This window comes from Lysobacter antibioticus (assembly GCF_001442535.1).
Taxonomy (GTDB): Bacteria; Pseudomonadota; Gammaproteobacteria; order Xanthomonadales; family Xanthomonadaceae; genus Lysobacter; species Lysobacter antibioticus.
On record NZ_CP013141.1, the window covers coordinates 5,647,480 to 5,661,137 of the forward strand.

Annotated in this window: 14 protein-coding genes (1 of these 14 running past the window's edge); 8 read left to right on the forward strand and 6 right to left on the reverse strand. The window is 68.8% G+C overall.

The window, feature by feature from the left end; translation table 11 throughout:
- Nucleotides 1-47: 47 nt before the first annotated feature.
- Nucleotides 48-368, forward strand: coding sequence for an energy transducer TonB (locus tag GLA29479_RS22835; RefSeq protein WP_425599995.1), 321 nt, complete (start codon nucleotides 48-50; stop codon nucleotides 366-368).
- A gap of 122 nt (nucleotides 369-490) precedes the next feature.
- Nucleotides 491-1,108 (forward strand): energy transducer TonB, encoded by a 618-nt coding sequence (locus GLA29479_RS22840; protein WP_082638932.1) that lies wholly within the window; start codon nucleotides 491-493, stop codon nucleotides 1,106-1,108.
- A gap of 145 nt (nucleotides 1,109-1,253) precedes the next feature.
- Here GLA29479_RS22840 and aroA read toward each other — a convergent pair whose 3' ends face one another.
- The 4 genes from aroA to serC all read right to left on the reverse strand — a co-directional run bounded on the left by aroA (nucleotide 1,254) and on the right by serC (nucleotide 6,204).
- Nucleotides 1,254-2,579: a 3-phosphoshikimate 1-carboxyvinyltransferase gene (gene aroA, locus GLA29479_RS22845; protein WP_057972962.1), complete on the reverse strand. Its 1,326-nt coding sequence runs from the start codon at nucleotides 2,577-2,579 to the stop codon at nucleotides 1,254-1,256.
- Nucleotides 2,576-3,760 carry a histidinol-phosphate transaminase gene (gene hisC, locus GLA29479_RS22850; RefSeq protein ID WP_082638933.1) on the reverse strand — a complete coding sequence of 395 codons (1,185 nt, stop codon included), beginning with the start codon at nucleotides 3,758-3,760 and terminating at the stop codon, nucleotides 2,576-2,578. Before hisC ends, aroA begins: the two co-directional genes overlap by 4 nt.
- The gene (pheA, locus tag GLA29479_RS22855; protein ID WP_057972963.1) at nucleotides 3,757-4,977 is read right to left on the reverse strand and encodes a prephenate dehydratase; all 1,221 of its coding nucleotides are present in this window, start codon (nucleotides 4,975-4,977) and stop codon (nucleotides 3,757-3,759) included. Before pheA ends, hisC begins: the two co-directional genes overlap by 4 nt.
- Before the next feature lie 141 nt (nucleotides 4,978-5,118).
- Complete coding sequence (serC, locus tag GLA29479_RS22860) at nucleotides 5,119-6,204, reverse strand: 3-phosphoserine/phosphohydroxythreonine transaminase (RefSeq protein WP_057972964.1); 1,086 nt, start codon at nucleotides 6,202-6,204, stop codon at nucleotides 5,119-5,121.
- Nucleotides 6,205-6,364: 160 nt separating this feature from the next.
- Between serC and msrP the strand changes: the two genes are divergently transcribed.
- Nucleotides 6,365-7,336, forward strand: coding sequence for a protein-methionine-sulfoxide reductase catalytic subunit MsrP (gene msrP / locus GLA29479_RS22865; protein ID WP_057917715.1), 972 nt, complete (start codon nucleotides 6,365-6,367; stop codon nucleotides 7,334-7,336).
- A 100-nt stretch (nucleotides 7,337-7,436) separates the two neighbouring features.
- Nucleotides 7,437-8,054 (forward strand): protein-methionine-sulfoxide reductase heme-binding subunit MsrQ, encoded by a 618-nt coding sequence (gene msrQ / locus GLA29479_RS22870; protein ID WP_057917714.1) that lies wholly within the window; start codon nucleotides 7,437-7,439, stop codon nucleotides 8,052-8,054.
- Between the two features lie 264 nt (nucleotides 8,055-8,318).
- On the opposite strand, the gene GLA29479_RS22875 is transcribed toward msrQ, so the two are convergent.
- On the reverse strand, nucleotides 8,319-9,122 hold the full coding sequence (locus GLA29479_RS22875; protein ID WP_031371723.1) for an FHA domain-containing protein: 804 nt from the start codon (nucleotides 9,120-9,122) through the stop codon (nucleotides 8,319-8,321).
- 203 nt (nucleotides 9,123-9,325) lie between these two features.
- Between GLA29479_RS22875 and GLA29479_RS22880 the strand changes: the two genes are divergently transcribed.
- Nucleotides 9,326-9,601, forward strand: a complete 276-nt coding sequence (locus GLA29479_RS22880) for a polyhydroxyalkanoic acid system family protein (protein WP_031371724.1) — start codon at nucleotides 9,326-9,328, stop codon at nucleotides 9,599-9,601.
- A gap of 79 nt (nucleotides 9,602-9,680) precedes the next feature.
- On the opposite strand, the gene GLA29479_RS22885 is transcribed toward GLA29479_RS22880, so the two are convergent.
- Nucleotides 9,681-10,403, reverse strand: a complete 723-nt coding sequence (locus GLA29479_RS22885) for a DUF8198 family protein (RefSeq protein WP_057920021.1) — start codon at nucleotides 10,401-10,403, stop codon at nucleotides 9,681-9,683.
- Between the two features lie 162 nt (nucleotides 10,404-10,565).
- On the opposite strand from GLA29479_RS22885, the gene GLA29479_RS22890 reads away from it, so the two are divergent.
- The 3 genes from GLA29479_RS22890 to GLA29479_RS22900 all read left to right on the forward strand — a co-directional run.
- Nucleotides 10,566-11,858 carry a patatin-like phospholipase family protein gene (locus tag GLA29479_RS22890; protein ID WP_057972965.1) on the forward strand — a complete coding sequence of 431 codons (1,293 nt, stop codon included), beginning with the start codon at nucleotides 10,566-10,568 and terminating at the stop codon, nucleotides 11,856-11,858.
- A 156-nt stretch (nucleotides 11,859-12,014) separates the two neighbouring features.
- Entirely contained in the window at nucleotides 12,015-12,620 is a 606-nt protein-coding gene (locus GLA29479_RS25885; protein ID WP_144436708.1) for a phasin family protein, read from the forward strand.
- A 470-nt stretch (nucleotides 12,621-13,090) separates the two neighbouring features.
- A protein-coding gene (locus tag GLA29479_RS22900; RefSeq protein ID WP_425599996.1) for a restriction endonuclease crosses the window boundary here: on the forward strand, nucleotides 13,091-13,658 show its 5' portion. The gene runs 20 nt beyond the window's last position; the window shows 568 of its 588 coding nt (coding positions 1-568); its start codon is at nucleotides 13,091-13,093; the stop codon falls past the right edge of the window.

The following is a 13,658-nucleotide window of genomic DNA, read 5'->3' on the forward strand; positions in this document are numbered from 1 at the left end:
GCGCCGAACTGGTCGAGAACCCGAACCCGCCGGCACCGCCGCAAACCATGCCGAGTGCGCCGCCGGCCGCGCCCGCCGCTTCCACCGCCGCACAGACGCCGGCCACGCCGCTGCCCGGCAACCGTCCACCGCAGTACCCGGCGCAGGCCCTGCGCCGCGGCGAAGGCGGCACGGTGCGGATCCGGGTGACGGTCGACGAGCAGGGTTCGTTGAGCGATCTGCAGGTCGTGGAAGGCAGCGGTTCGCGCCTGCTCGATCGCGCTGCAGTGTCCGCCGTGCGCCAGTGGCGCTTCCGCCCGGCGATGCGCAACGGTCGCCCGGTGGCCGATGCGGTGATCGTGCCGATCACCTTCAACGCGAACCAGTGATCCGGGCCTTGCCTGTCGCTCGCCTGAATCTTCTTTACCTTCCGTTCACCGCTGGCTAACGACCGCGCTTGGAAGCTCGGCGCTCGGTCGCGCCCCCCGGGACCGCAGAAAGGAGGTCAAAAATGAGCGTTGCATCACATCCATTGGACCCGAACAGCCACGACCTCGACGCCACGCCGGCCCCCGATGCCGCTGCGATCGAAGTCGTACCGAGTTCCACCGGTCTGTGGTTGCTGCTGCTCCTGCTCGGCGCGACCTTCCTGGGTTGGTACTACTACGGCAAGCGCCCGCCGGCGCCGCCGCCGGCCCCGGCGATGCCGCTGGTGATCGTTCCGCCGATCGAGCGCAACAGCCTCGCCGAAGCCGTGCCGGCCGCCACCGCGCGCAAGACGGCCGTTGCAGCGGCCGCCGTCGAAGCCGCGGCGAAGCCGGAGGTCACGGCAAAGATCGACACGCCGCGCGTGACGCAGGCGCTGCCCTTGGCCGCCGACAACGCCGCACCGCGCTACCCGGCCGGCGCCCTGCGCCGCGGCGAAGGCGGCACCGTGGTGCTGCGGGTGAATGTCGGTGCCGACGGCAAGCCCGAGGACGTCGAAGTCGCGCGCCACAGCGGTTCGCGCGAACTCGACCGCGCCGCCTTGGTCGCGGTGCGCGATTGGCGCTTCCGCCCGGCGACCCGCGACGGCCGCGAAGTGGCCTCGGTGGTCGAGCAGCCGGTGGAATTCAAGCCCCGCCAATGAATCTCCGGCCGTGAGCCGAGATAAAACACCCATGACGGCGAAAGCCGACGACGGCGATACTCGCCTCACTCATCGCTGATCCCACATAGCAAAACGGCGGCCCAAGGCCGCCGTTTTGCGTCTGCAACAAGCTTGCGCCGGCGCCCTACTCGGCGGCACCGACCCGCATGCCCGCTTTCGCGGCCAAGGCTTCGAAACCCGGGAACGAGGTCGCGACGTTGGCGACGTCGCCGATGCGGACCTCGCCGCTCGCCAGTTGCGCGGCGATCGCGAAGCTCATGGCGATGCGGTGGTCGCCGTGGCTGTCGACTTCGCCGCCGTGCAAAGCGCCGCCTTCGATGATCGCTCCGTCGGGCGTCTCGACGATGTTCGCGCCGAGCGCGCGCAAGCCAGTCGCCATGGTGGCGATGCGGTCGGACTCCTTGACCCGCAATTCGGCTGCACCGCGGATGGTGGTGCGGCCCTTCGCGGTGGCCGCGGCGATGAACAGGGCTGGGAACTCGTCGATCATGTCCGGCACCAGCGCTTCCGGCACCTCGATGCCGTGCAGCGGCGCGTAGCGCACCCGCAAATCGGCGACCGGTTCGCCGCCTTCGGCGCGCGGGTTTTCCTCGACGATGTCGGCGCCCATCAGGCGCAACGCCGCCAGCAGGCCGGTGCGGCGCGGGTTCATGCCGACCGCTTCCAGGCGCAGTTCCGAACCCGGCACCACGCTCGCGGCGACCAGGAAGAACGCGGCCGAGGAGAAGTCGGCCGGCACCGCGATGTCGGTCGCGCGCAACACGTGGCCACCGCCCAGGCGCGCATACCCGGGCGAGAATTCGATCGGCCAGCCGAACGCGGCGAGCATGCGCTCGGTGTAGTCGCGGGTCGGGTGCGGCTCATGCACGACGGTGTCGCCGTAGGCGTACAGGCCGGCCAGCAGCAACGCCGACTTCACCTGTGCGCTGGCGACCGGCAAGGTGTATTCGATGCCCTGCAGCGAACGGCCGCCGCGGATGCGCAGCGGCGGCAGGCCGCCGTCTTCGGTTTCGATCTGCGCGCCCATCGCCGCGAGCGGCTCGGTGACCCGGCGCATGGGCCGCTTCGACAGCGAGGCATCGCCGATCAGCACGCTGTCGAAATCCTGCCCGGCCAACACGCCGGCGAGCAGGCGCATGCCGGTGCCGGCGTTGCCGCAGTCCAGCGCTTCGGCGACGCCGCGCAGGCCGTGCATGCCGACGCCGTGAACGATGCGTTCGCTCGCGCTCGGCGTTTCGATGCGCACGCCGAGGCGCTCGAACACGCGCGCGGTGGCGCGGGTGTCCTCGCCTTCCAGAAAACCGGTGACGCGGGTGATGCCTTCGGCCAGCGCGCCGAGCATCACCGCCCGGTGCGAAACCGACTTGTCGCCCGGCACACGCAGCGAACCGCGCAGGGGCGAACCCGTTCCGGCCGTCCAGGCCGCTTGTTCTTCGATGAGCGCACTCATGTCAGCACTTGGTCCAATGCCGCCAGCAGGCGGCGGTTCTCGTCGGGCGAGCCGACACTGATCCGCAGGCAATCGGCGAGCCCGTAGCCGGCCATCGGCCGCAGGATCACGCCGCGCTCGACCAGGGCCGCTTCGATCTGCGCGGTGCGCGGACCGAACTCGACCAGGACGAAATTGGTCTGCGAGGGGAAGACGCGCAGGCCGCGCTGCTGCAAGGCCGCCGCCAGCGCGGCACGCTGTTCGGCGTTGCGCGCGCAAGCCCAGTCCAGATGCGCCTCGTCGGCCAGCGCCGCGACGCAGGCGGCCAGGGCCGGGCCGTTGACGTTGAAGCTTTCGCGCAACCGGTCCATGACCTGGACCAGGCCGGGCTGGGCGAGCAGATAGCCGACCCGCAAACCGGCCAGACCATAGGCCTTGCTGAAAGTGCGGGTGATGGCGAGGTTCGGATAGCGGCCGAGCAAGGACAGCGCGCTGGCGTAGTCCGGGGCCTCGGCCATTTCGGCATAGGCCTCGTCCATCACCACCAGCACATCGGCCGGCACGCGGTCGAGGAACGCGATCATCGCTTCGCGCCCGAACCAGGTGCCGGTCGGGTTGTTCGGATTGGCCACGTAGACCAGGCGCGTGGCCGGGCCGATCGCAGCCGCGATTGCGTCGAGGTCGTGGCCGCAGGGCATCGCCGCGTCGCGCGGCAGGGCCTCGACGATGCGCATGGTCGCGCCGGCGGCCTGGGTCGCGAGTGCGAACACGGCGAAACCGTAGCGAGAGAACACGACCTCGTCGCCGGGGCCGGCGAACACCTGCGCGAGCTGCATCAGCAACTCGTGCGAGCCGTTGCCGAGTTGGACCTGGGCGACGTCGACGCCGTGCTTGGCGGCGAGCGCGCGCTTGAGGTCGGCGCCAAGCGGGTCGGGATAACGATGCAAGGCGTGCAGCGAGTCGAGGATCGCCGCGCGCGCCTGCGGCGACGGGCCGTAGGGGTTTTCGTTGGAGCCCAGTTCGGCCAGGTTGGCCTCGCCGAAACGGCGCCGCAGCGCGACCAGGTCGTGACCCGGGTCGTAGGCCTTCAGGCGCTGGATGCCGGCCTGCGCGCGCGCGGCGAACCAGGCTTCGTCATAGGCCGGCGCGCCCCTGTCCTCGCGACTGGCAGGCTCTTGCGCTTGCGTGGCCGGCGCGCTCATGCGATCGCCACCGGGTAGGAGCCGAGCACCTTCACTTCGTGCGCCAGCTCTTCCAGTTCTTCCAGCGCTTCGCGCATCGCCGGCTCCTGCACGTGGCCGCCGATGTCGACGAAGAAGGCGTACTGCCAACGGCCGGTGTGGCCCGGACGCGACTCGATGCGGTTCATGCTCAGGCCGCGCTTGGCGAACGGCGACAGCACGTTGTAGAGCGCGCCCGGCTCGTCCTTGATGAAGATCAGCAGCGAGGTGCGGTCGTTGCCCGACGGCGTGAACAGTTCGCGGCCGATCACCAGGAATCGGGTGGTGTTGTCGGGGCGGTCCTCGATCGGACCGGCGACGGTGCGCAGCCCGTACACGCTGCCGGCGCTGGCACCGGCGATCGCGGCGGCGTCGTCGGCATTGCGCGCCCGGCGCGCGGCTTCGGCGTTGCTCGATACCGCGATCTTCTCGGCTTTCGGCAAGTACTCGCGCAACCAGGCCTTGCACTGGGCGAACGACTGCGGATGCGAATAGACGCGTTCGATGTCCTCGATACGGCCGCTGCGCGAGAGCAGGTGCTGGTGCACGCGCAACTCGACTTCGCCGCTGATCTTGAGCCCGGAGGTCAGGAACATGTCGAGGGTCGACTGGATCGTGCCCTGGGTCGAGTTCTCGACCGGCACCACGCCGAAATCGGCGTTGCCGGCTTCGACTTCCTGGAACACTTCCTCGATGCTCGCCAGCGGCAGGCCGTGGATCGAGTGGCCGAAATGCTTGTACACCGCCTGCTGCGAATGCGTGCCTTCCGGGCCGAGGAAGCCGATCTTGAGCGGCTCCTGCTGGGCCAGGCAGGCCGACATGATTTCGCGGAACAGCCGCACCAGCACTTCGTCGTTGAGCGGACCGTCGTTGCGGTCGACCACCCGGCGCAACACCTGGGCCTCGCGCTCGGGGCGGTAGTAATCGACCGCGGCGGCGAGCTTGCCCTTGGCCTTGCCGACCTGGTTGGCGAACTGCGCGCGCTCGCCGATCAGTTCCTGGATGTGGCGGTCGATGCCGTCGATGCGCTCGCGCAGCAGCGCCAGGTCGGGACTGACCACGGCCGGTTCCGACCCGGCTTTCGCCTTGCCGACGGGCTTCTTTTCGGTGGCGCCCTTGGCGGCGGCCGGTTTCGGCTGGCCGGGCTTGGCCGGCGGCTTGCGGTCTGCTTGCTGGGTCTTGCGTGACTTGTCGGTCATTGTCGTCTCGTCGCTACCGAAGGTGTTGCGATGCCGTCCCTGGTGGAACACGAAGCCTTCGGATCGCACGGCCCGGCCATCCGAGACCGGGCGTTCGCAGCCGCGGCCGATGCCGATGCGGCATCGGCCAAGCGCGGCGGCTTACCCGTGCCGTTGCTGGAAGTCCTGCATGAAGGCCGCGAGCGCTTGCACGCCCTCTTCAGGCATGGCGTTGTAGATCGAGGCGCGCATGCCGCCCAGGGCGCGATGGCCCTTGAGCGAGATCAGGCCCGCGTCCTGCGCTTGCTTGAGGAAAGGCTTATCGAGCGCTTCGTCCTTGAGGAAGAACGGCACGTTCATGCGCGAACGCGCAGCGGTCGCCACTTCGTTGCGATAGAAGCCGCCGGAGTTGTCGATCACGCTGTACAGCAGCTTGGACTTGCGGTCGTTGCGCTTGGCGAATTCTTCCACGCCGCCTTCGGCCAGCATCCACTTGAACACCAGGCCGGCCAGGTACCAGTTCCAGGTCGGCGGCGTGTTGAGCATGGACTCGCCCTTGACGTGGGCGCGGTAGTCGAAGATCTCCGCGCGCGGCTGGCCGGCGCGTTCGAGCAGTTCGCGCTTGACGATGACCACGCTGACGCCGACCGGGCCGAGGTTCTTCTGCGCGCCGGCATAGATCACCCCGAACTTCGACACGTCGAGCGGTTCGGAGACGATGCTGGAGCTGAAGTCGCCGATCAGCGGAACGTCGCCGGTGTCGGGGATGTCGCGGAACTCGACGCCGTGGATGGTCTCGTTGGCGGTGTAATGCACATAGGCCGCATCCTTGGACAGGGCCCAGGTGTCGCGCGCCGGGATGGTGCGGAAGCCGTCGGCCTCGCCGTTGGCGGCGATGTTGGCGTTGACGTAAGGCTTGACCTGCTTGAGCGCGGTCTTGCCCCAGTGGCCGGTGACCACGTAGTCCACGGTCTGGCCCGGGTCGGCGAAGTTCAGCGCGATCAGGGCCTGCTGCGCGGTCGCGCCGCCCTGCAGGAACAACACGGCGTAATCTTCGGGGATCGACATCAGCGCGCGCAGGTCGCGCTCGGCCTCGGCGGCGACCTGGATGAATTCCGGGCCGCGGTGGCTGAGCTCTACGATCGAGGCCCCGGCGTTGTTCCACTCCAGCAGTTCCGACTGCGCCTGCAGCAGGACCGGTTCGGGCAGGGTCGCGGGACCGGCACTAAAGTTGAAAGCGCGGGACATCGGAAACTCCGTAGTGGGGGTTGGCCCCTCAGTATGCCGCAGTGCAACACCGTGTGCGCCTCCGTTTCTCGCGCAACTTTTGCCCCGTTGGCTGCCTCTATCCTCACATCGGGTCCCGTATGTCGTGGGGACTCGGAACCCGCCCCGCCGGAGCCGTCTCATGTCGTTGCGCGATGCCCTCGCTATCCCCTCCTCTCAGATCACCGACGAGGCCGTCTACCGCGAACGCCGGCGCCTGCTCGCCGCCTTCGCCCTGACCCCGGCGCTGGGCCTGTCCGGCTGCGCCGAGGCCGAACCGCCGGCGCCGCGGTCGCTGCCGGCGGCGAGCCCGGAGCAGATGAAGGCCGGCTTCCGCACCGACGAGGTCCTGACCCGCTACGAGGACATCACCACCTACAACAACTTCTATGAGTTCGGCACCGACAAGTCCGACCCGTCCCGGGCCGAGCGGACCCTGCGCACCAGTCCGTGGACGGTCGCGGTCGGCGGCGCCTGCGCCAAGCCGGGCAAGCTCTCGCTGGAGGACCTGATCAAGGGCCTGGCCCCGCAGGAGCGGATCTACCGGCTGCGCTGCGTCGAGGGCTGGTCGATGGTGATCCCCTGGCTGGGGGTGCCGCTGGCCGACGTGCTCAAGCGCTTCGAGCCGACCTCGAAGGCCAAGTACGTCGCCTTCACCACCCTGGCCGACCGCAAGCAGATGCCGGGCCTCGCCTATCCGTCCATCAACTGGCCGTATCGCGAAGGCCTGCGCATCGATGAGGCCATGCACCCGCTGACCCTGCTCGCCACCGGTCTGTACGGCAAATCGCTGCCGCAACAGAACGGCGCCCCGTTGCGCCTGGTGGTGCCGTGGAAGTACGGCTTCAAGAGCATCAAGTCGATCATCGCCATCACCTTCGTCGAGCGCCGGCCGCTGACCAGCTGGAACGACCTGCAACCCAGCGAATATGGGTTCTTCTCCAACGTGAACCCGAGCGTCGACCACCCGCGCTGGAGCCAGAAGACCGAGCGCCGCATCGCCGGCACCGGCAGCAAGTTGTTCGTCGACCGCATCCCGACCCGCTTGTTCAACGGCTACGGCGACCAGGTCGCCAGCCTGTATGCCGGCATGAGCCTGCGGCTCTGGTTCTGAGATGGCGAAGGAATCCGGATCGGCGGCGCCTTCGTCCGCCTCGTCTTCCGCTTCCCGGCGTCCGACCGGGGCGGCATTAAAACGCCGGACTCCGGTTGGCGTGATCTGGGCCAAACTCGCCGTGCACGCGTTGGCCTTGACCCCGGCGGCGATCCTGGCCTGGCAGATCCGCTCCGAAGTGCTGACCGGCAGCGGCGGGCTCGGCGCCGACCCGATCGCCGAAATCGAGCACCGCCTGGGCTTGTGGGCGCTACGTCTGCTGATGATCGCGCTGGCGGTCACGCCGTTGCGCCAGCTCAGCGGCCAGCCGGTGTTGCTGCGCTTCCGCCGCCTGCTCGGCCTGTATGCGTTCTTCTACGCCAGCCTGCACCTGACCGCGTACCTGGTGCTCGACCTGAAGGGCTATTGGACGCAGATCTTCGAGGAGATCGCCAAACGGCCCTACATCACCGTGGGCTTTCTGGCATGGCTGCTGCTGATCCCGCTCGCGGTCACCTCGACCCAGGGCATGATGCGGCGCCTCGGCCGGCGCTGGGGGCAGTTGCACCAGCTCGTCTATGCGATCGCCGTGTTGGCCGTGCTGCATTTCTGGTGGCTGGTGAAGTCGGACATCCGCGAGCCTTTGCTGTACGCCACGATCCTGGCCGTCCTGCTGGGCTGGCGGGTATGGCGCAAGGTCGCCGAGGCGAGACTGCGGCGCAGAGCCGCGGCGCAATAGGCGCGATTCACCGCTCACCTGTAGGAGCGGCGTCCCACAGGGATTTCCTCCGGTCATAAGCCGCGACCGCGACCGCAGCAGATAGCGGCGCGACCGGACACGGGACGGTCGCGGCTTGCGCCGCTCCTTCCCCGGAACTACGGCTTTCTGTAGGAGCGGCGCAAGCCGCGACCGCGAAAAGCAAATAACGGCGCTGATACGACGCCACGGCGTCACTTGAAGGAACACGGTCGCGGCTCGCGCCGCTCCTACCCTGTCTCGGGCTCAGCGGGTGCCGTACAGCAACAGCAGGCTCAGCAGGCCGGCCATCACCACGGCGGCCAGCAGCAACCAGGGCATGCGCCGCACCGAGGCCGGCAGGGCCGACGGCGGCTGCATGCGTTCTTCGTTCGAGGCCGCTTCCTGGGCCAGCTGGGCCTGCAGGGCTTCGGCGGCGCTGAACTGGCGGGTCGGGGCTTCGATCACGAAACGGTGTTGGCCGTCGAGCAGCAACTGGTCGCCGGGCTTGAGCAGGGCGTGACGCACCGGCTGGCCGTTGACCACACTGCCGTCGACCGAGCCGACGTCGCGCAGCACCACCCCATCGGCATGGGCTTCCAGGCGCGCATGGCGGTCGGCGAAGGCCGGTTCGTTGATGCGGATGTCGCAATCGCCGGCGCGGCCGATCAGGCGCGGCTGCTCCAGGGTGTAGCAACGCCCGTGATGAATGCCGCCGACGCCGCGCACGACCATGCGCGAATCGGCCGGGATGTCGACCCCGAACGGCGGCGCGGGTTCGGGCTTGTCGTCGATCAGCAGCAGTTCGACGCCGTCGAGAAAGATCGCATCGCCGGCGCGCAGCATCGCCACGCGTTTCACCGGACGGCCGTTGACGTGCAGGCCGCGCAGGCCTTCGCGCACCTGCAGCCAGACGCCGCGACGGTCGACGCTGAGTTGGGCGATCGCCGCACCGGCGTCTTCGACCAGCACGGTGCGGCCGGCCGAATCGCGGCCGATCGCATGCACCCCGGGCTTGAGGGCCAGGTCGGCATGTTCGCGATTCGGGTATCGAAGTTTGAGGGCGCTCACTCCGCCGCAATCTAGCAGGTTGTCGAATCGCGTACATCTCCGTGAGCGCAGACCGAGCCGAGCGCTGCGGCGAGTTCGCACCGATACCCGGCGGCAACGTCGCCTCGCCCGCTCGCAACACCGCGCCGCGGCGCAGCGCGCCCCAGGCTTGGATGCGCCCGTCCCTGCCCCCACAATACCGGCCTCCAGGGAGAACCCAGACCATGTCCAGCATCGATATCCGCCATCCGCACTCGCTCGCTCCGGCCAAAGCCCGCAAAGCCGTCGAGGAAGTCGCGAAGAAGCTAGCCGAACGTTTCGATGTCGAGTACGACTGGGTCGGCGACACCCTCAACTTCGTGCGCAGCGGCGTCGACGGCAAGATCTCGCTGCAACCGAATCAGTTGCACGTGACCGCGCAACTCGGCTTCCTGCTCGGCGCCCTCAAGGGCCCGATCGAGTCGGAAATCCGCCGCGTGCTGGAAGAACGCTTCAAGTAAGCGGCCGCACGCAGGCATAGCGACGGCGGCGCTCAGTCGCCGCGAACAGCGACACCGCCCGGCCGCATTCGCTCCGGGCTCAATCCAAAGCCGGAAACGGATCGGCCTCGCCCGCGAACAGCCGCGCGGCGATGTCGCGTTCGTCCTGCTCGATCTCGGCGATGAACTCGCGCACGTCGCCGAGCCGGCCGAACGCCGCGAAGCCGCGTTCGAGAAAGCCCTGCAGCTCGGACAGGCCGGCCGCCTTGGCCGGACCGCGCGAGAGTTTGAGCAGGGTCAGGATGCCCGGCATCCGCACCGCCTGCCCGAGGCCCAGGCCGACCGCGGCGATCAGCTCGATCTGGTGGCCGCGCAGCCGCGGCAAGCCGCAGGCGCGGTAGATCTGCGCGTACAGCGGGCCGTCTAGACGGCGCCGGCGCGGCGCCAGCTCTTGCAGGCGCTCGGCCATGCGCAGGTCGAAGGCGTGCGTCAGCAGGCCCAGCTCGATCGCATCGGCGACCGTGCTCAGCAACGAGCCGGGCAACAGCCGCTGCATCATCGGCAAGACCTTGGCGATGTCGGCGTCGCGGCGGCTGAAGTCGCGGTCGTTGTAGACGTCGCTGAGGAAGAACTGCGCCGCCGGGCGCCGGCGCGGGTCGCGCAGGAAGCGGTCGAAGCTGGCTTCCAGGCGTCGTGCCTGCCACAGCCGCAGCTCGGGCAGCCAGCGCAGGCGATTACGCGGTTCGCGCCCGGGGTCGTGCAGGGCCTGGTGGCGGGCCAGCAGACACCCCAGACGCTGGCTATGTTCGGTCGTCCTGGCCATCGCGACGATGATCGCGGCGCCGGCCGGCCTCCGCAAGCCGACCGACGTGCCAACCGGCACCGGCCCATCGGCCCGGCTCAGACCTTGGTCCTAGCCCCCTGGTGCTCCGCCCGTCCTGGGCTACACTCGACCGAATTCCGCCCGGGCCGTGCTGCCTATCACATGCTGTCACTCCATTCCGCCCGGAACCGGGCGAGCCGCAAACGTTCGGCCCACGGCACCAACGCTTCTGCACCGAAGATCGGCCTGGCCATCGCCGGCGGCGGTCCCATCGGCGGCATGTACGAGCTCGGCGCGCTGCGCGCGCTCGACGAAGCGATCGAAGGCCTCGACCTCACCCGCCTGGACTGTTACGTCGGCGTCAGCAGCGGCGCCTTCCTCGCCGCCGGCCTGGCCAACCGCATGGACACCGCCGAGATGTGCCGGATCTTCGTCACCGGCGACAGCGCCGATGTCGAGTTCCGCCCGGAAACCTTCATGCGCCCGGCCTTCCTCGAGTACGTCAAGCGCGCGGCGAGTTTTCCGCGCCTGGCGACCGAGTGGTGGCGCGAGCTGCTGTTCTCGCCGCTGGAGGCGCGCTGGTCGGACCTGATCACCCGCTTCGGCGGCCTGATCCCGAACGGCCTGTTCGACAATGCTCAGGTCGAGCTGTTCCTGCGCGAGGTCTTCACCCGCCGCGGCCGCAGCAACGACTTCCGCGAACTCGACGCCGAGCTGTACGTGGTCGCGGTCGACATCGACAGCGGCGACGCGGTCCGCTTCGGCGGCGACAACTGGAGCGACGTGCCGATCTCGCAGGCGGTCCAGGCCAGCGCCGCGCTGCCCGGGCTGTACCCGCCGGTGCAGATCCGCGGCCGCCATTTCGTCGACGGCGCCCTGCGCCGGACCATGCATGCCTCGGTGGTGCTGGATCGCGGCATCGACCTGCTGATCGGCATCAACCCGCTGGTGCCGTTCAACCACAACCAGGGCGTGCCGGTCGCCGAGGACAACAGCCTCGCCGCGGGCGGCCTGCCGGCGGTGCTGTCGCAGACCTTCCGCACCCTGCTGCAGTCGCGCATGCAGGTCGGCCTGGCCCGCTACGCCCAGCAATACCCGGACATCGACCAACTGGTGTTCGAGCCCAACGCCGAAGACCGCGAGTTGTTCTTCACCAACGCCTTCAGCTTCTCGGCGCGCCAGCGCATCTGCGAGATCGCCTATCGCAACACCCTGGCCGACCTGCACCTGCGCGCCGACGTGCTCGGGCCGGTGCTGGCCGCACACGGCCTGCGCCTGCGTCGGGACGTGATCGCCGACAGCCAGCGCTCGATCCTCGACGGCATCACACCGCCCAAACGCGATACCGAGACCACCGCACGCTTGCGGCGTGCACTGGACGACGTCGACAGGCTGGTGGCTCAGCCACGGCCGCGGCGCCGCAGGACGGCGTCTGCAGCCAGAAGCGAGAAGTGAGTGGAGAGGAGTGAGAAACGAGTGAAAGCGAGCCGGCTTTCACCCGTTTCTCACTCCTCGTTCTCATTACCGACCCCTCGCTCTGCGTTGGTGTGATTACTCTAGACAGGGGGGCCATCTTGAGTGCACAGCGATAGCACTCATTACAGGACGTCCATGGCCGCCAAGTTCAAGAAGACCGCTAAGAAGACCACCGGCAAGAGCAGTAGCGCCGGCAAGGGCAGCGCGCAGGAACAGGCCGAGCGCCTGTCCAAGACGCTCAGCGAATCCGCGCAGCAGATCTGGCTGGCTGGCGTCGGCGCGTTCGGTCGCGCCCAGGCCGAGGGCACCAAGCTGTTCGAAGGCCTGGTCAAGGAAGGCCTGAGCCTCGAGCAGACCGCGCGCAAGTTCACCGGCGGCCAAGCCGGCGTGCTGCGCGACGCGGTCGAGTCCAAGGTCGGCCAGGCGCGCGAACGCGCGTCCGACACCTGGGACCGCCTCGAGAAGGTGTTCGAAGAGCGCGTCCAGCGCGCCTTGGTCAAGCTCGGCGTGCCGGGCCGCGACGACCTGAGCGACCTCAGCGAGCGCGTCGAGTCCCTGACCCGCGAACTGCGTCGCCAGGGCGGCAGCGCCCCGAGCGCACGCAAGAGCGCAGCCAAGGCACCGGCCAAGCCCGCCGCGAAGAAGGCCGCGGCGGCCAAGCCGAAGGCGCAGAAGTCGCCGGCGGCGAAGAAGGCCACGCGCAAGTCCATCGCGCGCCCGAAGCCGCCGGTCGCACCGTAAACCAGCTTCAACTCCGGCTTCACTGCGCTGCGGGTCATCCGCAGCGCGACGTTTAAGCCCGCCAGTCCGCGCTTCCGTATGCTCCCCTCCCCTTACGGTTTCGGACTGGCGGGCTTTCTTATGCCTGCGACCGCCGCGGTCGGGTCGCGACGATGCCCCGCATCGAACACCGCACATCCGCCATGCCGTAGCGGATGGACTTCACGCTGACACCGAATCGTCGTTCTTGATGGAACGGCCGATAACGAACACGTCAATTTCGCGAACTACGTCTCAGTTCACACAAGTGCTAGATGTCGCAGGCCGTATATCCTCAGCGTCTTTTATGGGCCTAGCGCTTCATGTCGAGTTTTTCCCTGTGGGCTGCTGCCGCCGTCGCACTGACGATCGGATTGGTGTCCACCGCCTATTTGTGGTCCTACCGCCGTCATCGCACTGAGGTCGCCACCGGTATCGCCGGCCTGGCCAAGATGCGCTGGCGCGAGTTCGCCCGCCTGATCGTCGAATCCCTGCGCGAACGCGGCTTCGAAGCCGAGTCGGTCGAGGAGTCTCTCGCTCGCGGCACCCAGGCCGAGCTGCGCTTGCTGCGCGCCGGCAAGCCCTGGCTGCTGTCGTGCAAGCTCGGCGACGCCGACTATCGCGTGTCGGCGGCGACCGTGGCCGAACTGGCCGATGCGGTGCGCTTCAACGGCGCCGCGGGCGGGATGATGGTCACCACCGGGCGCTTCGACAGCAATTCCGAGCGCGTCGCCAACGGCCTGGACCTGTACAGCGGCGAGACGCTGTGGGAGCTGGTCGAACCGCAGTTGCCGGCCTCGACCCGGCACGAGGTCATCGCCGCCGCGCAGAAGCGCAGCATCGGCACCATCGTCGGGGCCTGGGCCGCGGCGATCGTGCTGGGCCTGATCGCCGGCTTCGTCGTGCCGCAGTTCGTTTCCAGCGAGCCCGACGCCCCGGCGCCCGCGCAAGCCACGCCGGTCGACGCGGCCGCTTCGCAAGAAGCGCCGTCCGACACCGCGGCCCCCGCCGCCGCGTCCA